Raw genomic sequence first — 23,435 nt, 5'->3', positions numbered from 1 at the left:
ATTCTGAAGGCACGGGCGATCAAAGTGCGGTTCGCGCCTGCTGGCGCGAATACCCCACCCTATCGCGATGAGACTGCGAAAGGATGGGGCACCCGGTCTTACCCCGGGGTCTTATCTTGCACACAGCGTACTTTTTTGGCTGTTATCGGGTGATGAGGATTGGATGAGCGTCGTTGGTGGCGTGGGCGTTGAAGCTGCTCCACTGCCAATGGCCGGGCTCTGTGACTAGTCCACGGGTGACTGGGTTGCGGTGAATGTAGCGGAGTTTTTCAATTCTCTTGGGTTCGGTGCGGACGTTGAAATCGTAGTAGCGGGTCTCCCAGACGTAGTCTTCGGTGCGAGTGCGGGAGAAGCGCTGCTTGAGGATCTGGATGGTGAGCGATAGTGGGGCGGATTTGGGTTCTGAGACGAGAATGTGGACGTGGTTGGGCATGATGACATAGCCGTTGATGTGGAAGAGATACTTTTGGCGGGTCTGTTCGAAGATTTCTACGAAGCGGTCGCGGGCTTCGGAGGTACCAAGGATGTTTCGTTTGCGGAAGCAGCTGAAGGTGATGAAATGGAGGTCGCCGGTTTGATGGTATCGATTCAGGCCCAGGGACATAGGGTTAGTTTAGCGAAGACGGTTCGCGCCTGCCGGCGCGAATACCCCACCCTATCGCGATGAGACTGCGAAAGGATGGGGCACCCGGTGTCCATTGCGATGAGACTGCGAAAGGATGGGGCACCCGGTGTCTATCCGCGTTGCATTTGGCACTCCATCAGGCACTGCGGAGGCAGATATGATTGGAGAGACACGGAGAGTGGCGATGGCGATGATTACGACGGTGCAGCAGCATATTTTGCAGGAGCAGCAGGCTGCGTTGAAGGCTACGGGGCGGGAGGCTTCGGGGACGTTCAGCTGGTTGCTGAGCGGGATTACGCTGGCGGCGAAGATGGTGGAGGCGAAGATTCGCTCGGCTGGGTTGAGCGATGTGTATGGCTCGTTTGGTGCTGAGAATGTGCAGGGGGAGCAGCAGCAGAAGCTGGATGTTTACGCGAATCAGGCGCTGCTGCATTGTCTAGGGCTGCGCGATAGCGTTGCGGCGCTGGTGAGCGAAGAGGATGAGCAGCCGGTGACGTTCAACCGGGATGCGGAGACGGGGAAGTACATTATTGTGTTCGACCCGTTGGATGGGTCGAGCAACATTGATGTGAACGTGAACGTGGGGACGATCTTCAGCGTGCTTCGGAGGATGCCGGCGGAGCTGGGGACGCTGGAGGAGTCGATTCTGCAGCCGGGGTTTCGGCAGGTGGCGGCGGGGTATGTGGTGTATGGGCCGTCGACGGTACTGGTGTATACGACGGGGAATGGGGTGCATGGATTTACGCTCGATCCGACGATTGGAGCGTTTGTGCTGAGCAACGAGAAGATGATGATGCCAGAGCAGGGGAGCTACTATTCTGTGAACGAGGCCAATGCGGCGGGGTGGCCGGAGGAGTATCGCGGGTATGTGGAGATGCTGCGGGCGGGTGGGTTGAAGAAGGAGTATAGCTCGCGGTATATCGGGAGCCTGGTGGCGGACTTTCATCGGACGCTGCTGAAGGGTGGGGTGTTTTTGTATCCGCCCACGCTGAAGCAGCCGAAGGGGAAGCTACGGCTGTTGTATGAGGCGAATCCGCTGGCGTTTATTGCGGAGCAGGCGGGTGGGATGGCTACCTATGGAGCAGGACGAATACTCGATATCAAGCCGGAGGGGATCCATCAGCGGACGCCATTTTGTGTGGGGAGTAAGAGGGAGATGGAGGCGCTGGTGGCGGCGGTTAGTCCGGTGAGTGCACGGTGAGTGAGTTTGCTGCGGAGGTGATTGATATTCGCGAGGAGTCGCGTGTGGCGGGGCGGCAGCGATGGCAGATGGCGCTCGATCGGACGGAGTTTGTTGCGGGCGATGTGGGAGTGTTGGAGGCGGTAGCGCGGAGTGGCGCTCGGCTGGTGGTTCCGGTGCTTGAGGTGGTGACGGATGCGGGCGAGGTGTGGCATGTGGTGGAGAAGCCGTTAGCTGCTGGGACGGCGGTGATGGGGCGGGTTCGGGTGTCGGTGGAGTGATGCTGATTGGAGGCTCGTGGTTGAGCCGCTAGGGTGGTTGCTGATACACTCGGAGGTGTTGTTTCGACTGCGTTGGGCCTGCGAAAGCGGTGCGCGATGCGGGTTTGGTGGGGGGCTGTAGCTCAGTTGGGAGAGCGCCTCGTTCGCAACGAGGAGGTCAGCGGTTCGATCCCGCTCAGCTCCACCATAAAAACACTTTACTTTATCTGAATTGATCAAAACTTGACGTGGTTGTTTTCTGCAGAAGAGAACCGTCGATTTGCTGGCTCCCCAAAACCAATTCGCGTAGACTTCGTTCTTTAGAAACGTTCAGTCCCCCGCGTCCTCGGAGAATGATGAGTCCGAAGAGAAAAAGAAAACGAATGAGAGCGATGACTCTCGGTCTCATTATTGGGATGACGGTTGGAATCGCCGTTGGGTGGTGGCGGCAAAGTCTGGCGCTTGGCGTGACGAGTGGAATAGGCCTTGGTTGGGCCTTCGGAAAGCTCATTTCAAAGTATCACTTGCGGTCGACGATCAAAACGGCGCTGCAGGGTGGTTCGCGTCCAGAGGTCGACGGTCGGCAAGACTAGCTAAAAACAGTTCGCTTCTTTGCTAGACGGTTATGACCTGCGGGTCTTCTCTTGTTGGAGGAGGCGGAAGGTGACGAAGACGGCTGGGACGAGGAAGATGAGCGAGCCGAGGACCCACATGATGACGGCTCCTGCGCGCTGGTCGGCGATGGGGTCGATGTGGAAGGGGTTGGGGTGCTCGAGGTAGTAGGTGTAGACGGGGCGGTCGCAGAAGGCGAGGAAGGCGGAGAGTGCTGTGTTGACGATGTCTGCCAGGACCAGATAAGGCAGCATGATCCAGCCGGGGTAGCGCGCGGTGGTGGGCCAGGGGCGGATGAGCGGCCACCAGAAGAGGATCGATGAGGCGAGGAAGCAGATGTGCTCGAACTCGTGCCAGTGTTCGTGCTCGAGAGCGAAGTCGTAGGCGGCGGGAATGTGCCAGAGGAGGAAGGTGAGGTTCATTGCGAGCCACGCTACGACGGGGCGGGTGAGGAAGTGGCCCAGGGTGCGGAGCCACTTCATGCGCAGGAAAGGTGCGAGTAGATGGACGGTGAGCGCGTGTGGGAGACCTCGGAGGAGTGGGACTTGCGGGTAGCCGAGTAGGAGCAGTGGGGGGACGAAGGACATGAGGAGGAGGTGCTCGACCATGTGGGCGCTGAGGAGCGCGTCGGCGAATACGTCCAGGGGAGAGGCGATGGCGAGCCAGATGGTTGCGATGCCGAGGTTGAAGCAGACGAGGCGCCAGGTGGGGAAGAGTGCGGGCCTGGTTTGCCGGATCGCGTACCAGCCGCGGGTGTAGAGGAGGACGGCTAGGAGCAGCGCGGTGGTGAGGAAGAGCGGTGGGGACCATTCTTCGAAGATGGCCCGGTATTCAGGAGGCATGGGAGTAGGGTATATGCGGGCTATAAGGATGAGTCCTGCCGGACGGGCTCGCTGCGCGCGAGGCGGTCACTTCGTGACTTGTATACCCCTTCGGTTGGTCCTCCCGTTGGTCGGAATCAGACTAAGTATGCAGGTCTACTGGTAGCCGTTGAGGGCGAGGTGGCGGGAGGCGTCGATGGCAGGCTGCAGGTCGTTGCCGCGCAGGGTGGTAAGGAACTTGACGAGTGCGGTGGTCTCGGAGGGGTTGAGGGCGTTGCCGTAGGAAGGCATATTGCCTCCGCCTTGCAGGACCTGGCGGATGATCTGGTCTTCGGTCATGCGCGAGGCTACGGCGTCGAGTGCAGGGCCGCGCAGACCGCCTTCGCCGCCGATGGAGTGGCAGTTGCGGCACTGTTTGTTCTGTAGGACGAGGGCGCCTTCGCGTTCGAGCGGGGTGCGGTTATGCAGGTAGGCAACGGGGATGGGATCGCTGGTCCAGGCGTTCATGATGGGGCTCCACGGCGTGTAGGTGCCGAGGTGGGTGAAGACGCCGAGCGAGACGGCGAGGACAGATACGATCAGGACGGCTGCGGGACGGCGAGAGACATGCTTTTCACCTTCGCCGGAGAGCAGCGGGAGGAGGATCATCGCGGCGATGCCGAGGACCGGCATGATGAAGAGGACGGGAGTTTCGATGGAAGGAGGGAGATAGGCGAGGACGGCGTAGAGCCAAAGGAAGAAGTAGTCGGGCTTGGGTGCGGTCTGGATGATGGTGGGGTCGGGTTGGCCGCTGGGGCCGAAGGGGCCGAACCAGAGGGCGCAGGCGATGACGGCGAGCATGATGGCTGCGGCGAAGGCGGCATCCTTCCAGGCGGCGTCGGGGACGAAGGGGATGCCGGTTTTCTTCTCGAGCTCGTGGTACTCGCGCTGGTAAGTGGATTTTTTTACGAGGCGGCCGGGCATGGGCCAGTCGTTGATACCGAGGCGGAGGACCATCCAGACGTGAAGGCCTACGAGGCCTAGCAGCATGCCGGGGATGACGAAGACGTGCAGGGCAAAGAAGCGGGAGAGGGTGTTGCCGGCGATGATGGGTCCGCCGAGCATGAGGCCGACGAGTGGGCCTCCGATGAGCGGGACGCGGCTGAGGATGGAGGCGCCGATGCCGAGGCCCCAGTAGGCGTCCTGATCGAAGCGCAGGACCTGGCCGGTGAAGGCCATGCCGAGCGTTAAGAGGAGGAGGAAGACGCCGATGATCCAGGTGAGCTCGCGGGGGAACTTGTAGGCTCCGAAGAGGAAGACCTGCACCATGTGGATGAGGACGATGGCGACCATGAAGTCCGAACCCCAGCCGTGCATGGCGCGGAGGAACCAGCCGAGCTTGACGTTGTGGTCGAGGAACTGGAGGCTGTTCCAGGCGTTGCTGGCGGTGGGGGCGTAGACGAGGGCGAGCAGGACGCCGGTCATGATCTGCAGTATGAGGATGACTGTGGCGGCGCTGCCGAAGACGTACCACCAGCTGGCGGTGTTGGCGGGGACTTCGTGCTCGGCTACTTCGATGAGGGGTGCGCCGAGTCCGAGACGGGCTTCAAACCAGTTGTAGACCTCGAGGCTGCGTTGTTTTAGGTCTGGCATGAGCTGCACCTCGGCTGGGGTTGGTCGATAGCATTGAGACGGGCTGCGGGGCTGCCGTTGATTTGAGTGAGGGGAGCGACGGTCTTTGCTTCGTTGGCGAGGGTTGGCATTCTGCCGGCGCTGATCATGAGGGTGCCGTTGGAGACTTTGTGGTCGTACTCGAAGAGGCCTCGCTCGGGTGGACCGGAGGCACGGGCTCCGTCGGCGTAGTAGGCGCCGCCGTGGCAGGGGCAGAGGAAGAGCTTGGACTGGGCGAACCAGCGAACGGGGCAGCCGAGGTGAGCGCAGTTGATGGCGAAGACCTGGAAGGTGTCGCCGGAGACGCGGCGGACCCAGGCAGGGACGTCGCCGGTCTGGCCGTCCCAGTCGGTTGTGATGGGGTTGCGGTAGCTGACGAGGCGGGTTTCGCCTTCGGGAAAGTCGGAGATTGGGCCAAGGTTGATCCAGGAGTTTTCGGCGGAGGTCTTCTTGAGCGCGGGGCCGAGTAGATAGCCGACGATGGGGATGGCGAGAACGACGCCGACGACTCCGTTGACCGCGAGGGCGAGCTTGAAGAGGAAGGCGCGGCGGGAGTGGCCCGCGGCGATGCTCGGGTCTTTGACGAAGTCGGGGTGCGGCTCGGTCATCGTTTGACCAGCACGGGTTTGATCGGTTGGTGGGAGCTGTTCACTCGGTGTCATTGCTTCCTGCTCCTGCGTTGCGCTTCTTTTTCAATTCTTTTATCTTCCGAATTTAAAAACATGTTTAGTGAGAGTGATAGGGCTGGCCGGGTTCGGCGATGCGTTTGGAGGCCAGCCAGGCGATGATGTCGGTGATTTGTTGATCGGTGAGAGGCTGGGCGGAGTCAGAGCGCCAGTCGGGCATTCCCTCGTCGGGTCGGCCTGCGATGACGATGCTGCGCAGGCCCTGATCGCTGATGAGGGCGAGATAAGACGGGTTGACGATGGAGCCTAGTTTTTCTGCGCTTGCTTTAGAGTCACTGGTTTTGGGATCACTGGTTTTGGGATCGACCGAGGTGCCTTCGCCGCTTGCTCCGTGGCATCGCGCACAGGCTGCGGCATAGGCTTGCTGGCCGCGGTTGGCATCGCCCTGCGAGGTGGCGGCGTAGGGGGGAGGAGTCACTCCTGCTAGCTGACCCGGGGCACCCCACTGCTGCAGGATGCCCTGCGACAAGATCGCGACCTGCTTGTCGGTGAGTGATCCGCCGGAGGTCCTGGCGAAGGCAGGCATCAGGCCGCCGGGGACGCCTTTGGTGATGGTTTGGTGGATGGTCTGCTCTCCGGCTACTGCGAGGTAGATGGGGTTGGCGAGCGCGATGGCTGCGCCGTTCTTGCCGTTTGCTCCGTGGCAGGCTGCGCAGTTTTCTTTGTAGAGGGTGGGGAAGTCGAGGACTTCATCGGGTCGTATGACCTCGGGGCCTGGTCCGGGGCGACCGTGGATGCGGCTGCATCCGATGGTGGCGAGGCACGCTGTCGACAGGATGAGGGTGCCGAACACTTTAAGTCTGCGAGGGGCTACGCTCATTGGTCGTCGTCTTTCGTAATGGGTACATCGCTGTGAATACCGGCGCGAACGGCGAAGGGCAGAGATCGGAACTGCGGAGTGCGTACCTTGACCTGGAGGTTGACGATGAAGCCGCAGACCAGACCGAAGGCGATCTGTGAGATGACGAACCATAGCCAGTTGATACGGGCGTTGAGGACAGGGCTGATTACTCCGAGCGCGGAGTAGAGGAGGCCGGTCCAGAGCAGAGGCGCGACGAAGCCGGCGGTGAGGATCGGCTTTCTGGGGAACATCGGGAGCATGGCTCCGTAGAGAAGGCCGATGAGGACGGAGGTGAAGGCATGGATGCCAGTAGCAGCTAGAAGGCCTTCGAGATGAAACTGGCAGAGGAAGGCCGTGCTCTCGCTCGCCCAGCTAACGAAGCCGCCTGCAGCCAGAAGATTCACGGCGTACCAGATGCTGTGATATTTGAGCAGGCCGAAGAGAGCTGCGGGAATGATCATTGCGATGCCGCCGACGATGCCGCCCTTGATGCCAGCGGTGACGCTGAAGGTTTCAACCGGCAGCATCTGACGATGATCTGCACTGACGGGAAGCTGTTCGCGTGTGGTGCGGGTGCTGGCAATCTTCATTACGCCGGTTTGAACGGGGACGGCGACGTGAAGCTCGTGCGGGAAGATATCGAAGAACCAGCCGAACATGGCGCGCAGAGTCAGGATGAGTCCCAGCAGACTGATGACCCAGTGCGTGACCATGCCGGCGATCAGGAGCGAGAGACCGAGCGCGAGAACCATGGGCCAGGGCGTTGGCGCCGGAAGGATGACGGTGTCGGACCGGTGTTCGTGCTGGTGGCTTTGTGCGGACGGCGTGAGTTGCTCTTCCTGCATCGTGCTCCTCCTCTCCAGAGAGTTATCTGCCTAAGACGTAGACGACGAGAAATACGACGACCCAGACTGCGTCGACGAAGTGCCAGTAGAGCGAGAGGACTTCGAGTTTCTCGGAGTGCTCTTCTTTTACGTGGCCGGTTAGCGAGAAGCCCAGGACCAGAGTGAGCATGATGAGGCCGACGACGACGTGGGTTGCGTGCAGGCCGACCAAAGAGTAGTAGGTGGTGCCGAAGAGGTTGGTCTTGATGGTGAGACCCTCGTCGTGGATGAGGTGATACCACTCGCGGGCTGTGGTCGCTAGAAAGATAAGTCCGAGGAGGACGGTGATGGCGAGATTCAGGGTGCAGCCTCGGCGGTTGTCTTTGCGCAGAGAGCTGACGGCGAGATGAACGAAGATGCTGCTCGAGAGGAGACAGATGGTGCCGAAGATGGGAAGCTCGAGAACCTGCGCGGGGGTTGGCCCGCTGAGACTCTTGCCGATGTAGTAGATATAGGCGACGACGAAGATGATGAAGATGGCGGACTCGGCGATGATGAGACACGCCATGCCGATGGTGCCGCGATAGGGCAGCTTCCACGGGGTCTCTACGGGGCCGTCGATTGGGATTCTGCTTGCAGTCGTCACAGTTGTCATGATTCGTAGTCCGAGTCTGGATCTTCTGGGTGCTTGATATCCCAGAGTGGGCGGCGGCTGCTGACGGTTGGCTCGATGGCGAAGTTATAGGACGGCGGCGGGGAAGGGACAGACCATTCGAGGGTCCAGGCGTCCCAGGGATCATGGCCAGCCTCTTTGCCTTTGTAGTAGGAGTGAATCATGTTGTAGACCAGGACGAGGGTACCTGCGGCCTGAAAGATAGCTCCGATACCGATGATGAAGTTCAGGGTGTCCCAGCCGCGGCCAGCTTCGTAGGTGTAGATACGTCGCGGCATGCCGAGGATGCCGGGGACGTGCATGAAGTCGAAGGTAAGGTGGAAGCCGATGAGGAAGAGCCAGAAGTGCCATTTGCCGAGTGTTTCGCTCATCATCTTGCCGGTGACTTTGGGGTACCAGTAGTAGAAGGCGCTGAAGAGCGAGAAGACGATCGCTCCGACGAGTACGTAGTGGAAGTGCGCGACGACGAAGTACGAGGCGCTGAGCTGCCAGTCGAATGGTGCCGCCGAGAGCATGATGCCGGTGAGGCCAGCGATGAGGAACTGGAAGAGAAAGCCGATCATAAACATCATCGGAACGGCGAAGATGATTTTGCCGCCCCAGATGGTGGCGAGCCAGTTGAAGATCTTAATGCCGGTCGGCACCGAGATGACCATGGTGGCGAAGACGAAGAAGGTGTTGCCGGCGGGGCCGAGGCCGGCGGTGAACATATGGTGCGCCCAGACGCTGAGGCTGATGAAGCCGATGGAGACCGAAGCCGCGACCATCGCGGGGTAGCCGAACATGGCCTTGCGGGAGAAGACGGGGATGATCTCGTTGGCGAAGGCGAAGGCGGGGAGTACGAGGACGTAGACCTCGGGGTGGCCGAAGATCCAGAAGAAGTGCATCCACAAGATGGCGGAGCCGCCGGCCTGGGTATCGAAGAAGTGAGCGCCGAGATAGCGGTCCAGCGTGAGCATGACCTGCGCGGCGGTGAGCGGACTGACGGCGACGAAGACGAGGCAGGACATGACGAGATAGAGCCAGGGAAGCAGCGGCATGCGGCTCATCTTCATGCCCTTGCAGCGCATGCAGAGGATGGTGGTGACGATGTTCAGTGCAGTTCCTATGCTACCTATGCCGCTGAGAAAGACGGCGAGGGTCCAGTAGTCGGTGCTGTGGCCGGGGGAGAAGACTTTTGAGGTGAGAGGGGCATAGGCGAACCATCCGACGTCAGGCGCGGAGCCTGCGGCGTAGAGGCCGCTGCCGCCGATGTAACTGAAGTAGAGCAGGAGGCCGGCGAAGGCGGAGATCCAGAAGCTGAAGGCGTTCAGCCGTGGGAAGGCCATGTCGCGCGCGCCGATCATCAGGGGGACGAGGTAGTTTCCCATGCCGAAGAGGATAGGCATGCCCATGAAAAAGACCATGGTGGTGCCGTGCATGGTGAAGAGCTGATTGAAGACCTGCGGTGAGACGAAGTGGTTGTTTGGAATGGCGAGCTGAATGCGCATCAGGATCGCTTCGAAGCCGCCGATGACGAGAAAGATGAGGGCGTAGACGATGTACATCAGGCCGATCTTTTTATGATCGACCGTGGTCAGCCACTCGTAGATAACGTTGAGCGGCTGCTTGCCCTGCGTCTCCTGTGTCTCGTCGATCGCTTCCAATACGGGAGTTGTAGTCATGCTTCGCTTCTTTCCGGTAAAGGGTTAGTGAAGCTGAGAGAGATAAGCGGTGATGACGTCGAGATCATGATCGTTCAGGTGCATCGCCGGCATCAGCGAGCCGGGCTTCATGGTGTTTGGATCCTCGACCCACTTCTTCAGATTCTCGGGCGTGTTTTGAATCGGGCCGGAGGCGATGGTGTCGCGGCTGGCGAGATGGGTCAGATCGGGGCCGAAGCGACCGGTGGCGACGGTTCCTTTGACGGTGTGGCAGTTGATGCAGGCGTTCTTCATGAAGACGGCCTGGCCTTCGGTCGCGGCGGGGTTGCCGGGGAATTCTTGTTGCGCGGGTTTGTTCTGCTGCTCGATCCACGCGGCGAATTCCTGCGGGGACTGCGCGTAGACGCGGAGGAGCATCTTGGCATGCTGGGTGCCGCAGTATTGGGCGCACTGGCCGAGATAGAGGCCTGTTGCTTCAGGGTCGATCCACATGGTGTTGACGCGATTTGGGATTAGGTCCATCTTGCCGGCGAGGCGAGGCACCCAGAAGCTGTGGGAGACGTCGGCGGAGGACATGGTGAGATAGGTTGGGGTAGGCGATGCGGGATCGCTGATGGGAACGTGGAGCTCGTTGGCGGTGACAACGCCGGATTTGGGATAGCGATACTCCCACCAAAACTGATGGCCGATGACGGTTACATCCATGGCGCTTGCGGGCTTGGGAATTGCCTGGGTTCCGAGGATCACGCGCGTGGTGGTGAGGAAGAGCGTAACGACGATCAGGATCGGAATGACGGTCCAGGAGAGCTCGATCTGGTTGCTGCCGTAGATCTGGGCGGGCTCGCGATTGGAGTCCGTCGGGCGGTGGCGGAAGCGGATCAGCGCATAGAGCAAGAGGCCGGCGACGATGAGAAATATAACCAGCGTGATAGAGAGGACAAGCATCGACAGGCCGAAGGTGGAGCGTGCCGGAGTGCCTGCGGGGTCGAAGACATTGGTGGGGGTTTGCGCGAAGGCCGTGCCGGCAACTAAAGACAGGCTGAACGCTGCTCCCCGCAAGATCCATGCGGGCATGATTCTGTTTTGAGAGGTATCTGTCGGCGAATGTCCGGTGAAAGGAGACAAGACGGTATGACCTCGCTACGCAACAGGTTGAAGGAGCATCACTAAAGCCAAGGGTCTGAAAACGATGTTAAACCAATCCAGCACGGTTGATTGAACTTGCGAAACATTTTGTTTCCTTTATGACATTCACCTGCGTTAGATGGAAGTGAGATTCAAATGGCGGCAGCTTTATAAAGAGAAATTTTGGAGATTATCTCACTGCTGTTCGCGGCCATGTTGCGCGGGCTTGATGTGGATCTAGTCGAACAGAGGGGACTGCGGGCTTTCGGCGTCGCGAAAGTTACTCAGGCCGACCCCCACCAAACGGAAGCGTTGAGCGGGTTCCAGAGTTATACGCCCTCGGAGGAAGAGAGCGATAGCGGTGAGCTCCTCGCAGGATTCTGGAGGGACGGGAGGGGTGTGGCTGCGGGTGAGGATGGTGAAATCGCTTGTCTTTAGTTTTAGAACCACGGTTCGCGCTATGCGACCTTCTTTGCGGGAGGCGATCCACACTTTTTCTGCGAGACGACGGATGAGCTCCTCGGTTTCAGACAGGGGAATGTCGCGCTCGAAGGTGTCTTCGGCAGAGATGGATTTGGTTGGCCTATCCGGGATGACCTTGCTGTGGTCGATCCCCCGGGCCAGCTCGTGGAGGCGTACTCCGTAACGGCCGAACTGGGCTTCGAGGGCGCTTGATTCCAGGGCCAGCAGGTCAGCGATGGTAAGGATGCCGATCTGCTTCAGGCGGGTTTCGGTGACCTTGCCGACGCCGGGGATGCGTGCGACGGGAAGGGGAGGGAGGAAGGTTTGAACCTCCTCGGGTTGAATGACGAAGAGACCGTTTGGTTTGCGCCAGTCGGAGGCGATCTTGGCGAGGAATTTATTTTGCGCCACCCCGGCGGATGCTGTGAGGTGGAGCTCATCTTGAATCTGCTGCCGGATGGTGATGGCTACCCGCGTTGCGGTGGGCAGGCCGGTCTTGTTCTCGGTGACGTCGAGATAAGCCTCGTCGAGGGAGAGAGGCTCGATCAGATCGGTGTGGCGCTGGAAGATGTCTCGCACGGCACGGGAGACGGCACGGTAGCGAGTGAAGTCAGGCGGTATGAAGATCGCCTCTGGACACAGCCGTTCGGCATGAATGGCCGGCATGGCGGAGTGGACACCAAAGCGTCGAGCCTCGTAGGAGGCTGCACAGACCACGGATCGCTTGCCACGCCAGGCGACGACGACGGGTCTTCCGCGCAGCGCCGGATCATCACGTTGCTCGACCGAGGCATAGAACGCGTCCATATCTACGTGAACGATCTTGCGAACCATGATTTAGATCCATGATAGGCCTCGGGGTTGAGAATGAAGAGTGAGATGTCGGCAGCCATCTTTTGATGTGTGCGCGAAGCGTGCGGATCTTTGTGCCTGATGGGTGCGATTGAGTGAAGCAGAGAAACCCTCAAGTTTTGCTTGAATCTTTTGCGTATAATCGGATGTGATGCGGGAGTAGTTCAGTGGCAGAACGTCAGCTTCCCAAGCTGAATGTCGCCGGTTCGATCCCGGTCTCCCGCTCCATTACTTTGAAGCATGGAAAAGGCGTTCAAGCTTGTGCTTGAACGCCTTTTTCTATCGGCGATGAGTTAAGGTTTAGCGGCTGGCGGTGTTCTTCTGGGCCAGCTTGGAGTGATCTTCGAGGGTCTGGGCTTCGGGTAGGAAGGTGACTGCCTTGGCGATCTGGGGGTCCCACTCGGCGCGGACTTTGAGACCTTCGAGTTGACCGAACTGCGAGGTGAAGAGCTCGCTCTTGATGCTCTCCTTGACCCAGTCGCTGACGCCGGCGATGTCGGAGTCGGTGTAGTCAACCTGATTGTCCTTGAGGAAGGCCTTGAACTGTTGGAGGACTGCATCGTCGACCGTGAAGTCTTTGGTGACGGTGTGGCTGGCGAGATAGTGCTTGCTGAAGTTGAAGAAGGCGTAGTGGATGAGGAGGCTGTCCTGGAAGTGGTTCAACTTCTGGTTGTCGATCTTCTCGTCAGGAGTGATTCCGCCGCCGCCGTAGACGGTACGTCCGGAGTCGGTGAGTTTGACCTCGAGGTTGCTCTTGTCCTTCGTTTTGTCAGCGTCGTCGCGGACGTAGTAGTAGTCGTAGAGGGAGACATGGTCGTAGTTGCGCTGGATGAGGCGGCCCGAGGGCGTGTAGTAGTGATAGGTGGTGAGGGCGAGGCCGGTGTTCTCGGTGATCTGAAAGACCGTCTGCACAAGGCCCTTGCCGAAGGTGGTTTCGCCGACGATGAGGGCGCGGTCGTGATCCTGCAGGGCGCCGGAGACGATCTCAGCGGCTGAGGCGGTGTTGCGGTTGACCAGAACGACGATGGGAAACTTAGGACCTTCTTCGCCGCGGGTTGCGCGGTAGACCTGGTCGGGGAAGGCGCGGCCACGCTGGGAGACTACGATCTGTCCCTTTTGCAGGAACTTGTCGGACATGTTGACGGCTTCGTTGAGCAGGCCGCCGGGGTTACCGCGCAGGTCGAGGACGAGGCCGTGAATGTCGCCGAACTTGTCGAGTGCGTCGCCGACTTCGTGGCTGGTGGTTTCGATGAAGCTGGAGACGTGGATGTAGCCGACGCCGGGGCTGAGCAGGAAGGCCAGATCAACCGAGGGGCGGGGGATTTCGTCGCGGACGAGATCGAAGACGAGAGGCCGGGCTGCGCCTTCGCGAACCATCGTGACGGAGACGTGGGTGCCGCGTGCGCCTTTGAGCATGGTGGCGACTGCAGTGGAGTCCATGCCTTCAGTGGATTTGCCGTCGACGGTGAGGATCTCGTCGCCGGGACGGATGCCGGCTTTATAGGAGGGAGTTCCTTCGAAGGGGTAGAGAACGACGATTTTGGTCTTGCCGCTGGGGGTGGGCTGCGGCTGAATGGTCATGCCGACGCCGTAGTACTTGCCGTGCTGGTCTTCGCGCATCTGGGCGAAGGCTTTGGGGTCGTAGAAGTTTGAGTGGGGATCGAGGACGTGGAGCATGCCTGGAATCGCGCCGTCGTAGATGGCCTTGTCGGTCTTGTCGGTGTTGAGGGGCTCAGCGTAGTTCTGCTCGACCAGGGAGTAGACGTTGGTGAAGGAGTGGAGTGAGTCGCGCAGGGTGGACTCATCGCTGGCGGACTGGGCGGCGACCTTCTGGTTGATGAAGGAGCCGATGACGGCGCAGGTGGCCAGAAAGACGGTAGCGGAGAAGAGTGCGCGGCGGGTGCGGGGAGCCATGGGCTTGGGTGACCTCAAAAAGGGTGGAGACGGCGCTTAAAGATGCGCTGGGACAGACGTCCTATCTTGGACGGAGTATAGCATCCGGGGGTGAGCCGGGCTGCGCCGAAGGAGGGATTCGCTTGTTCGGGGCGCGGCAGTTAGAATTGGGTACGGATACCGTCCAATCCTGGGTTGAGTCTAAAAAGCCAGGGCGGACGTGTTGGGCGAGAAGGGTTCGAACCTGGGCTGTGGCTGGGATTTTGATGTTGGGATGTTGATAAAGATACGAGTGACGATGACCTTGAGAATTTCGCAGTTTGCGGTGGTGTGCGGGCTAGGTTTGCTGACACTGCCGGGAGTGGTGCAGGCACAAGCGCCGCGGTACCAGAGCCCTTTGAGCGTTCCGAACGCGCCGCAACCAGTGTTGACGCTGCCAGTGACTCAGCCGATTACGCCGAATGGGACCGTGGTGGAGGATGTGGTCGTGCATGTAAACGACCAGATCATCAGCCGGAGCGACGTAGAACGGGCGGAACAACAGCTTGCGGAAGAAGCCCGGCAGAGTGGGGCAAGTGCTGCCGACGTTACTGACAGGCAGAAGAACCTGCTGCGCGACATGATCGATAAGCAGTTGCTGCTCTCACGAGGCAAGGAACTGGGGATCAACGCGGACGCTGATGTGATTCGGCGGCTGGACGAGATTCGTAAGCAGAACCACATGGACACGATGGAGGACCTGGAGAAGGCGGCACGACAGCAGGGCGTCTCTTTTGAGGACTTCAAGGCTGGGATTCGCGATAGCGTGATTACCCAGCAGGTGGTGCGGGATGAGGTGGGCCGGCGTCTGCAGATCACGCAGGGCCAGGAGCAGGCTTACTACGACGCACATAAGCAGGAGTTTGTTCAGCCGGAGCAGATCAAGCTGAGCGAGATCCTGATTCCTTCGGCTGCCGACGCCGATGATGCCGCGGTTGCCCAGGCAAAGGCGAAAGCAGACGGTATTGAGGCAAAGCTGAAGGACGGTGGGAACTTCGAGGAGTTGGCGAAGGCGAACTCTGGCGGGCCGACCGCCGATAAGGGCGGGGATCTGGGACTTTACAAGCGTGGGGCGCTGGCGAAGGTGCTGGAGGATCAGACCTTCAGCCTGAAGGCGGGGGAGTGGACGGCGCCGATCCGGACGCGGCAGGGGTTTGTGATCTTGAAGGTCACCGACCATGTGGCTCCCGGGGTGCCACCTATTAAGGACGTTGAACAGCAGATTCAGGAGGCGATGTACTCGGAGCAGATGCAGCCTGCGCTGCGCGCGTACCTGACGAAGCTGCGGGAAGAGGCTTATATCGATATTCGCGCCGGATATGTGGACTCGGGCGCGAGCGCGAAGCAGACCAAGCCGGTATTTACGGCGTATGCTCCGCCGGTCGTGAAGAAGAAGACGGCTCAGCAGAAGAAGAGATTTGATCGGGGCACGAAGTTCTCTACGGCTGCGAAGACGACTACGGCGCCCGTGGCTAAGCCGGTTGCCGCGGTGGCAACTCCGACTACGACCACGACGAAGAACGGAAAGCCTGCAAAGCCGAAGAAGGTGAAGCGGGAGAAGGTTCGGTTTGGACAGGCTCCGCGGAACTCTTTGCCGGCAGGGCCTGAGGAGACGGCTTCGGGGAGCGATGTAGGCGCTGGTGCGGCTTCGGCTTCGTCTGCCTCTGCGCAGGCGGCAGCTCCTGGAACGGCGATTGCACCGCTGGAGACGGTGGCGCAGGAGTCGAGCTCGGATACGGGAGCGAATCCCCTTGCAGCGACAACGCCTGTCGCTGGAAAGACACGTTTCAGTGATCGCGCAAAGGTTGATGCTGTAGCGAAGAAGACGGCGAAGGTAAAGAAGGTGAAGGAGAAGGCGGCTGCTGCGCCTGCTCCCGCGAGTGCGGAAGAGAAGGCGACCCAGCAGACCCAGGCGGCACCGCTGGGACTGAACGGGGACACGGCCAAGAAGAAGAAAAAGAAGAAGGTGAAGGGAGCGAAGAAGGAGCGGCTGCAAAATCAGGCTCCTACTCCGAAGGCTCCGCTGGAGGAGACGCCGTCGAAGGCTCCTGACCGAGGAACTCCGTTGGAAGGAGTTCATGGAACGGGAACTCCTGCACCGAAGGCGAGCGATAAGACGACACTGCCTCCGGCGACTGCGCCTCCTGCCAGTAATCCTCCGGATGGAGGTCAGCCACCGGCTACGCCGGGGTCGCCGATTCCGACTCCTCCTCCGTAGTAGGCGTGCGGTTTTCCTTACAGCGCGAGGGCTTCGGCTCTCGCGCTTCTGTTTGTGTCGGTGCGCGGTATTCTGTTTGAGATGAAAGACTTTTTTGTTGAAGATGCGGCGCGGTTCGATAACGCGACAGTGACGACTTACTTTGTTTTGACGTCGATGCAGGTGAGAGACAAGAAGCAGGGGGGACAGTATCTTGCGTTAATGGTTAGCGATAAGACGGGATCGCTTGAAGCACGCATGTGGGATGACGTGACGGAGGCGATTGCGACCTGTGACGAAGGTTGTTATGTGAAGGTGCAGGGGGATATCTCCAGGTATCAGGGGAGGTTCCAGATTACGTTGAAGAAGCTGCGGCTGGCGGCGGAGTCGGAGGTCGATCCGAAGGACTTTCAGCCTTCGACGAAGTTCGATGTGGAGCAGATGTGGGGGGAGCTACGGGGGTATGTCTCTGCTTTCAAGAATTTAGAGCTGCAACGACTGGTGTTTGCGTTTCTTGATGATGAGCAGATAGGACCTGCGTTCAAGGCGGCTCCTGCGGCGAAGCGGCTGCATCATGCGTGGCTTGGCGGGTTGCTGGAACATGTGCTGACGCTGGTGCGGGTGTGTCTGGGGACGGCTCCTTTTTATCCGGAGGTGGATGCGGATCTGCTGGTTACGGGGGCGATTTTGCATGATATCGGCAAGATTCGTGAACTTTCCTGGGGCTCGAGCTTCAGCTATACGCTGGAGGGCCAGATGATTGGGCATATCAGCATTGCGCAGGGGATGCTGCGGGAGAAGGTGCGGGAGCTGGCGCCGTTTCCGGAGAAGCTGCGGGTGCTGGTGGAGCATATGATTTTGAGCCATCATGGGAAGTATGAGTTTGGTTCGCCGAAGCTGCCGATGACGCCGGAGGCTATTCTTTTGAGTGCGTTGGATGATCTTGAGGCGAAGATGCAGGCGATGCGGAATGAGTTTGCGGCGGCGGTGGCGAGTGGGAAGAGCAGCGGCGAGGTGACCGACTGGGTGAGGAGTATGGATCGGCCGCTGCTGAATACTCAGGGATATTTGAAGGACGAGTAGGCGAGTTTTTGGGGTTTGGGGCGAGAAAAAATATTGGCGTGGTAGAGTGGCGTTTTTGCTGGGGGTTTTGCGATTTTAGGGTGTTTTTTCGCTGGTAAATTGTGGTGTGGTTGTGGTGGGTTTCTGGTGAGAACGTGGTGTTTCGCCGTCACTTTTCCGGCTTGTGAAGATGCGCCACGGTTTTGACATTTATTTTTGAACCCGGCTGGCTGACGGTCAGATGGCACCTGCCATCTTGCCTGCATGCAAGGTTCGGCGGGGCGATAGGGCAGTGGGTCGCGGTACAGGTCCGCTCATGCCACCGCCGCGGTTCCTGCCTGCCCTTTGATTGGGGAACGCCGGACGATGAGGGTAAGGCTAAAAGAGATTTTTGATTTTTTTTGGAAGGTGGCTGTCTAAGCGATTCTGGCGGATTGGCTCATGAGCAATCCTGCTGTGGCGATTTGCCTGGGTGTAGAGACTGCAAACGCAGATTCCCTTGGGAATGACAAACAAAAAAGCGAAAGCGACTCCACGCCAAAACAAAAAAGCGAAAGTGACTCCACGCCAAGCAAAAAAAGCGAAAGCGACTCCACGCCGATTCAGCAATAGACGATCCGCAGGCTTTTTTGTTTGCACGGCGACTTAGTCTGGGGTAACATCGGCAGCATTACCTACATCTGTCATCTTTTGGGTCCACGGGCCTCAGAAGAACGTTTTTATCGACTGTGGCTTATTCGAGCTGGCGGTCTGCTTTTCTTTATCCGGAGGAATATGCATATCAGATATCAACGCCTCGTTGTTTTTCTAGTCATGATGTTCGCGACCGCAGCGGTCTTCGGTCAGGCGACCAGCACCGGGAACATCGTCGGAGCGGTCACGGATGCGACGGGCGCCGCAGTGGCGGGCGCCACGGTTACCGCGACGAACAAGGGGACGAACTCTCAGCGTACGGTCACCACGAATCGTGCCGGGGAGTACAGGTTCGACCTGCTGCCGGTCGGGACCTATACGGTGAAGGTAGAGGCGCAGGGCTTCAGCTCCGGTCAGGCTGCGAATCTTGAGCTGATTGTAGGGACGACGCTGAATGCGAATTTCCCGCTGATAGCCGGGCAGGTGTCGACCTCGATCGAGGTCTCGACCGGAAACCAGCTAGTGAATGCGGAGAAGACGGACAGCTCTACGGCTGTGACTCCGCAGGAGATCAACAATCTGCCATTGAACGGACGCGACTTTGCGAACCTTGCGATTCTGGCGCCGGGCGTGAAGCAGGTGGATAGCTACGATCCAACGAAGAACCGATATGCGGTGTATGCGGTGAACGGTTCGAGCGGCCGCAATACGAACACGACGGTCAACGGCGTGGATAACAAAGACAACACGGTGGGCGGTGCGGTGATGCAGCTGCCGCTCGAGGCGGTGCAGGAGTTCAACATCAGCACGAGCCGGTTTTCTGCTGAGAACGGGCGCAGCGAAGGTGCTGCGGTGAACGTGGTGACCAAGTCGGGGACCAACCAGTTTCATGGTGCGCTGTATGGCTTCTTCCGGAGCCAGGCGATTCAGACCAACAATGCGATCAGCGAACAGGCCGGGCAGCCAAAGCCGGACTACAGCCGTCAGCAGTATGGCGGGGCGCTTGACGGTCCGATCCGCAAGGACAAGGACTTCGGATTTTTTGCGTATGAAGGATTGCGGGAGCGTTCGAGCCTGGCAGTGACCGACCTTTCGTACAACGAACTGGTGCTGGCGGAGCCGTTGGGTGCAAAGCCGATCCATACGATTGCGACTCCCTTCGATGAGAAGAGGTACAACGGCCGGCTGGACCACTACTTCAGCGATCGGGAGAAGTTTTACGTCAGCTACACGGCGCAGGACAACAAGAGCAACAACGATCAGTCGACCGGACAGGTGGATATGACCGAAGGCAACTTCACGATCAATGATCTGATTATTGCCAATGCGACGCTGACCTCGATTCTGTCATCGAAGTCGATTAATAACTTTACGGTGGGATTCCAGTACTGGAATAACCTTATCGATTCAACGACGCGGACTCCGTACTTTCTGTTTCCCGACGGGACGAGCTTTGGGACGAACATCAACGTTCCGCAGAAGTCGAGCCAGCACAAGTTCCAGTTCCGCGATGATTTTTCGCAGACGGTTGGCAAACATACTTTGAAGATGGGCTTCGACTTCCTGTATGAACCGCAGGTTGGCGGATTCTTCGAAAACAATCCGACTCCGGAGTTCGACTTCTTCGATTCTGCAGCGAACCTTCTGGACCCGAGCAAGTATCCGAACGGATTCTCTTCACCGGGTGCGATTCAGGCTTCGACCGGCACCTCGGGCGATCCGAGCTTCAATCTTTCTCCGAAGATGCTTGGCCTCTACTTTGAGGATGACTGGCGGGCGACGTCACGGCTGTTTCTGAATCTTGGCATCCGCTACGATCGCGATATCGATACGTACGGACTGGACAAGCAGGCGAACAGCCGCACGCACCAGGAGCTGGTGGCTGCGGCTGCGACGACGGTGCCAACGCTTCCGACGACCCCACCTGTGAGCCTCGTGGGTGTCGGCTACACGCCCACGTTGGATTTCCTTGGCGGAAACTACACGGGCCTGCCCAAGAATGACAATCTGGACATCAGCCCTCGCATTGGATTCTCGTATGATGTCTGGGGCGACGGGCGGTTTGTGCTTCGCGGAGGATATGGGCTGTATTTTGGCCAGACGTTCGAGAATATTCCTCTGTTCATGATTCAGCAGGCGAACAGCGCGGTGTTTGCGAATACGTATTCGATCGCCTGCGCCGGTCCAACGGATACGAGCTGCGGCGCGGCCAACTTTGTTCCGGGGACAAACATTCCGTTGAGCCAGTACCGGTATGGCGTCGATCCGGCGCCGGTGATTCCACCTGCGAGCTTCAATCTTGCGACGGGATCGACGGGACGCCTTATGGATCCCGGTTTCCGCAATCCTTACACGCAGCAGATCAACCTGGGGATTCAGTATGCGTTGACAACACACTCGGTGTTTGAGGTGGAGTACAACCAGTCGCGCGGCATCCACGAAGACAAGACGGTGAACATCAATCCGACGGAGTACTTCAACGGCGGGATTCGTCCGTTCGCCGCAGCGTTCAAGGCGGCGGGGGTTCCGGTGCTTGGCCGGTTCGGCGCGGAGAAGTCGCTGGGGCGCTCTTACTACGATGGGCTGAATCTGAGCTATCGGCAGTCGTTGAATCGTCACTTCAGCGCGATTGTGAACTATACGTATGCGAAGGCGCTGGCGTTTGAGGGTAATCCTGCGGCGTTCCGCAACTCGGCGACGAATCCGTTTCTTGGGGAGTTCCGGAAGCCGGACTATGGGACGGCGCCTAACGACGAGCGGCACCACATTACGGCGGCTGGAACGATCGCGTTGCCTTGGCGGATCGAGATCTCGCCGATCTTGTCGGTGGGCTCCGCGCGGCCACTGGACATCGTCGAGTCGAGCAGCGATCTGTGGGGGGTAGGCAGCGGTCGCAGCAACCCGCATGCGCTGGTCTTAAGTGGAGCGAAGGAGAGTACGCAGGCTTATGCCGACTATCTGAATACTGCGAAGGCAGCGGTGGCGGCGGATCCGACCGGGGCTACAACGCTGGCGAGCTTCTACAAGAGCTGCCTGGTGTCGGGCCGGTGCCGCGAGGTCTCGTATGACTCGAATCACGGCCAGACGTTCGCACAGCTGGATGCGCGGTTCAGCAAGACGATCTCGATCAAGGATCGCTACAATGTGGCGCTGTTCTTCCAGGGATTCAACCTTACGAATCGCGCCAACTATGGCAACAACTACGATGGCATCGTATCGGACGGGTCAAGTTTCCTGACGCCGAAGGGGTTCATCAATCCGAGCAGCACGGTGATCCCGCGATCGTTTACAGGGGAGTTCGGCGGGAGGTTCTCGTTCTAACGTCGCTAGAGGCCATGATTGCGGTGGTTTGAGGAGTGGACGTCTTCGGTCGCTCCTCAGACTCTGTGAGTGAAGACTTTCGGGAGTGCAAAAAAGAGACATCTCGCCTTGTTCCGGGAGATGTCTCTTTTCTTTTGCTGGGAGGGCTGATTCGGTTTTAGTGGTGACCTCCGCCGCCGTGGCTGCCGCCACCACCGGGGTGACCGCCGCCTTGGAAGCCGGCGCTGTGTTCGTTGGTAGGCTCGTGGCCGGCGTTGCCTATGTGACCTTGCGGGTCGTGGGCTTCGTTGCCGTGGAAGTGGTTGAAGGCCTGCTCGTTTCGCTCGGGCATGGGGCCTGCGTAGCCGTGACGTGGGTCGTAGCGGTTGTCGACGTGTCCGTAGAAGCCGCCGTGGCCGTGGTACCAGGGGCCGGCGCCGATGAAGACTCCGCCGGTGAACCAGTCGGGTCCGTAGTAGCCATAGGGAGCGCAGGGGTATGGGGAGTAGTCAAAGTATCCGTAGGGGCAGTAGGGAGCCGCTCCGATACTGACGGAGATCTGCGCGGGTGCTGCGGAGACACTGCTGACCAGTGCTACGGCGAGAGCAGAGACGGCGAATGGTTTGATGCGGGACATATTTTATCCTCGATCCACTTCGATTTGATTCGTGCTGGGAGGGGGGAGTTGTTTGCGGCACAGATTTGTTTGTGAGATGGGTAGAAGGGTGTGAAGGTGCAGAAGGTGTTGCGATGTGACCGGTTTAGTCTTCGAAGGGTGGTGTGGATCGGGTTGTTACAATTTAGGTTTGGGTGCTGTTTCTTGAGGGATTGATACGGATGTTGCGATTTTCTACGGCGGGAGAGAGCCACGGGGAGAGCCTGGTGGCGACGGTGAGCGGGATGCCCGCGGGTGTGGCTGTGGATCAGGAGTTTGTTGATCGTGAGCTGTGGCGGCGGCAGAAGGGATATGGACGCGGTGGGAGGATGCGGATTGAAAAAGATACCGCCCATATTTTGAGTGGGGTGCGGCATGGCAAGACGATCGGGTCGCCGATTGCGATGGTGCTCGCGAATAATGATTGGAAGAACTGGGTCGACATACTGCCTGTAGAGGTTGGTGATTCAAGCAAGCATAAGGCTGTCGCTTCGCCGCGGCCGGGGCATGCGGATCTGGCGGGGAGTTTGAAGTATGACTTTCCCGATGCGCGGTATGTGCTGGAGCGGGCGAGTGCGCGGGAGAGCGCGGCGAGGGTTGCTGCGGGTGCGATTGCGAAGTTGTTGCTGCGGGCTTTGGGCGTGGAGGTTGCGAGCCACGTGATTCGCGTGGGGAAGGCGGAGCTTGGTCGGTCGGCGATGTGGGAGGAGATTGCGGCTCTGCAGTTGAAGGATGAGGTTTTGTTGAACTGTGTGGATGATGAGGCCGAGGCTCGGATGAAGGCTGAGGTGGATGCGGTGCTGCGGACGGGCGATACGGTGGGTGGTGTGTTTGAGGTGGTGGTGCATGGGCTGCCGCCGGGTGTGGGGACGCATGCGAACTGGGATGAGCGGATGGATGGTTTGTTGGCGCAGGCGGTGATGAGTCTGCAGGCGGTGAAGGCGGTGGAGCTGGGACGCGGGGTGACGGCGGCGGAATCGGTGGGGTCGGCGGTGCATGATGCGATTGGGTATGAGGGTTCGCCTGAGGAGGGACGCGGGTTTACGAAGTTTTCGCGGGAGCAGAATAATGCCGGGGGGATTGAGGGCGGGATCTCGAATGGCGAGGATGTGGTGGTGCGGGGATATTTGAAGCCGATTTCTACGTTGCGAAGGCCGCTGGAGTCGGTGAGTTTTGAGACGCGTGAGCCGGTGAAGGCTGCTTATGAGCGGAGCGATGTTTGTGTGGTGCCGGCAGCTGGTGTTGCGGCCGAGGCGATGGTTGCGCTGACGGTGGCGCGGCTGGTGGTGGAGAAGTTTGGTGGGGACTCGCTGCGTGAGATGCAGCGAAATTTCAATGGCTATTGCGAGCAGATTCGAGCGTATTAGTTTAGGACGTTGAAGTTGAGAAGCAGATTCCTCCG

General features: G+C 59.3%; 20 protein-coding genes and 2 tRNA genes. 10 read left to right on the top strand and 12 right to left on the bottom strand.

The features are described from left to right. Positions 1-142 precede the first annotated feature (142 nt). Positions 143-604 (bottom strand): REP-associated tyrosine transposase, encoded by a 462-nt coding sequence (locus tag HDF08_RS13500; RefSeq protein WP_179639192.1) that lies wholly within the window; start codon positions 602-604, stop codon positions 143-145. A 178-nt stretch (positions 605-782) separates the two neighbouring features. Here HDF08_RS13500 and fbp point away from each other — a divergent pair, with 178 nt between their 5' ends. From fbp to HDF08_RS13480, 4 genes are all read left to right on the top strand, one after another. Next, on the top strand, positions 783-1,826 hold the full coding sequence (gene fbp, locus HDF08_RS13495) for a class 1 fructose-bisphosphatase (protein WP_257031120.1): 1,044 nt from the start codon (positions 783-785) through the stop codon (positions 1,824-1,826). Beyond that, positions 1,823-2,086 (top strand): alanyl-tRNA editing protein, encoded by a 264-nt coding sequence (locus HDF08_RS13490; RefSeq protein ID WP_179639191.1) that lies wholly within the window; start codon positions 1,823-1,825, stop codon positions 2,084-2,086. Before fbp ends, HDF08_RS13490 begins: the two co-directional genes overlap by 4 nt. 111 nt (positions 2,087-2,197) lie before the next feature. Further along, a tRNA-Ala gene (locus HDF08_RS13485) sits at positions 2,198-2,273 on the top strand. A 175-nt stretch (positions 2,274-2,448) separates the two neighbouring features. Continuing rightward, positions 2,449-2,658 carry a hypothetical protein gene (locus HDF08_RS13480; RefSeq protein ID WP_179638960.1) on the top strand — a complete coding sequence of 70 codons (210 nt, stop codon included), beginning with the start codon at positions 2,449-2,451 and terminating at the stop codon, positions 2,656-2,658. Between the two features lie 30 nt (positions 2,659-2,688). On the opposite strand, the gene HDF08_RS13475 is transcribed toward HDF08_RS13480, so the two are convergent. From HDF08_RS13475 to dinB, 9 genes are all read right to left on the bottom strand, one after another. Further along, positions 2,689-3,519 carry a cytochrome c oxidase assembly protein gene (locus tag HDF08_RS13475; protein WP_179639190.1) on the bottom strand — a complete coding sequence of 277 codons (831 nt, stop codon included), beginning with the start codon at positions 3,517-3,519 and terminating at the stop codon, positions 2,689-2,691. 135 nt (positions 3,520-3,654) lie between these two features. Next, the gene (locus HDF08_RS13470; protein ID WP_179639189.1) at positions 3,655-5,130 is read right to left on the bottom strand and encodes a cytochrome b N-terminal domain-containing protein; all 1,476 of its coding nucleotides are present in this window, start codon (positions 5,128-5,130) and stop codon (positions 3,655-3,657) included. Next, positions 5,118-5,810 carry a QcrA and Rieske domain-containing protein gene (locus HDF08_RS13465; RefSeq protein ID WP_179639188.1) on the bottom strand — a complete coding sequence of 231 codons (693 nt, stop codon included), beginning with the start codon at positions 5,808-5,810 and terminating at the stop codon, positions 5,118-5,120. The genes HDF08_RS13470 and HDF08_RS13465 overlap by 13 nt, the downstream gene beginning before the upstream one ends. A 64-nt stretch (positions 5,811-5,874) precedes the next feature. Next, a complete protein-coding gene (locus HDF08_RS13460) occupies positions 5,875-6,654 on the bottom strand; it encodes a c-type cytochrome (protein WP_179639187.1) in 780 nt (259 codons plus the stop codon). Continuing rightward, entirely contained in the window at positions 6,651-7,520 is an 870-nt protein-coding gene (locus HDF08_RS13455; protein WP_179639186.1) for a hypothetical protein, read from the bottom strand. The genes HDF08_RS13460 and HDF08_RS13455 overlap by 4 nt, the downstream gene beginning before the upstream one ends. Positions 7,521-7,542: 22 nt before the next feature. Then, positions 7,543-8,154 carry a cytochrome c oxidase subunit 3 gene (locus tag HDF08_RS13450; RefSeq protein ID WP_179639185.1) on the bottom strand — a complete coding sequence of 204 codons (612 nt, stop codon included), beginning with the start codon at positions 8,152-8,154 and terminating at the stop codon, positions 7,543-7,545. Further along, on the bottom strand, positions 8,151-9,836 hold the full coding sequence (gene ctaD, locus HDF08_RS13445) for a cytochrome c oxidase subunit I (RefSeq protein ID WP_179639184.1): 1,686 nt from the start codon (positions 9,834-9,836) through the stop codon (positions 8,151-8,153). The genes HDF08_RS13450 and ctaD overlap by 4 nt, the downstream gene beginning before the upstream one ends. 24 nt (positions 9,837-9,860) lie before the next feature. After that, positions 9,861-10,889 carry a cytochrome c oxidase subunit II gene (gene coxB, locus HDF08_RS13440; RefSeq protein ID WP_179639183.1) on the bottom strand — a complete coding sequence of 343 codons (1,029 nt, stop codon included), beginning with the start codon at positions 10,887-10,889 and terminating at the stop codon, positions 9,861-9,863. A gap of 288 nt (positions 10,890-11,177) precedes the next feature. Beyond that, entirely contained in the window at positions 11,178-12,236 is a 1,059-nt protein-coding gene (gene dinB, locus HDF08_RS13435) for a DNA polymerase IV (RefSeq protein ID WP_179639182.1), read from the bottom strand. Positions 12,237-12,407: 171 nt separating this feature from the next. Here dinB and HDF08_RS13430 point away from each other — a divergent pair. Further along, a tRNA-Gly gene (locus HDF08_RS13430) sits at positions 12,408-12,482 on the top strand. 72 nt (positions 12,483-12,554) lie between these two features. Here HDF08_RS13430 and HDF08_RS13425 read toward each other — a convergent pair. After that, entirely contained in the window at positions 12,555-14,168 is a 1,614-nt protein-coding gene (locus HDF08_RS13425; protein WP_179639181.1) for a S41 family peptidase, read from the bottom strand. Between the two features lie 277 nt (positions 14,169-14,445). Here HDF08_RS13425 and HDF08_RS13420 point away from each other — a divergent pair, with 277 nt between their 5' ends. The 4 genes from HDF08_RS13420 to HDF08_RS13405 all read left to right on the top strand — a co-directional run bounded on the left by HDF08_RS13420 (position 14,446) and on the right by HDF08_RS13405 (position 21,399). Then, a complete protein-coding gene (locus tag HDF08_RS13420) occupies positions 14,446-16,404 on the top strand; it encodes a peptidylprolyl isomerase (protein ID WP_179639180.1) in 1,959 nt (652 codons plus the stop codon). An 81-nt stretch (positions 16,405-16,485) separates the two neighbouring features. Further along, a complete protein-coding gene (locus tag HDF08_RS13415) occupies positions 16,486-17,466 on the top strand; it encodes a 3'-5' exoribonuclease YhaM family protein (protein ID WP_179639179.1) in 981 nt (326 codons plus the stop codon). A 420-nt stretch (positions 17,467-17,886) separates the two neighbouring features. Beyond that, positions 17,887-18,057 (top strand): hypothetical protein, encoded by a 171-nt coding sequence (locus HDF08_RS13410; RefSeq protein WP_179639178.1) that lies wholly within the window; start codon positions 17,887-17,889, stop codon positions 18,055-18,057. 162 nt (positions 18,058-18,219) lie between these two features. Next, positions 18,220-21,399, top strand: coding sequence for a TonB-dependent receptor (locus HDF08_RS13405; RefSeq protein ID WP_179639177.1), 3,180 nt, complete (start codon positions 18,220-18,222; stop codon positions 21,397-21,399). A gap of 157 nt (positions 21,400-21,556) precedes the next feature. Here the strand turns inward: HDF08_RS13405 and HDF08_RS13400 are convergent, their stop codons facing one another. Then, positions 21,557-22,015: a hypothetical protein gene (locus HDF08_RS13400; RefSeq protein ID WP_179639176.1), complete on the bottom strand. Its 459-nt coding sequence runs from the start codon at positions 22,013-22,015 to the stop codon at positions 21,557-21,559. Positions 22,016-22,215: 200 nt separating this feature from the next. Between HDF08_RS13400 and aroC the strand changes: the two genes are divergently transcribed. Then, a complete protein-coding gene (gene aroC / locus HDF08_RS13395) occupies positions 22,216-23,400 on the top strand; it encodes a chorismate synthase (protein ID WP_179639175.1) in 1,185 nt (394 codons plus the stop codon). Positions 23,401-23,435 lie beyond the last annotated feature (35 nt).

This window comes from Tunturiibacter empetritectus (genome assembly GCF_013410875.1).
GTDB classification, from domain to species: Bacteria; Acidobacteriota; Terriglobia; order Terriglobales; family Acidobacteriaceae; genus Edaphobacter; species Edaphobacter empetritectus.
This window is presented reverse-complemented; position numbering and strand designations above follow the sequence as displayed.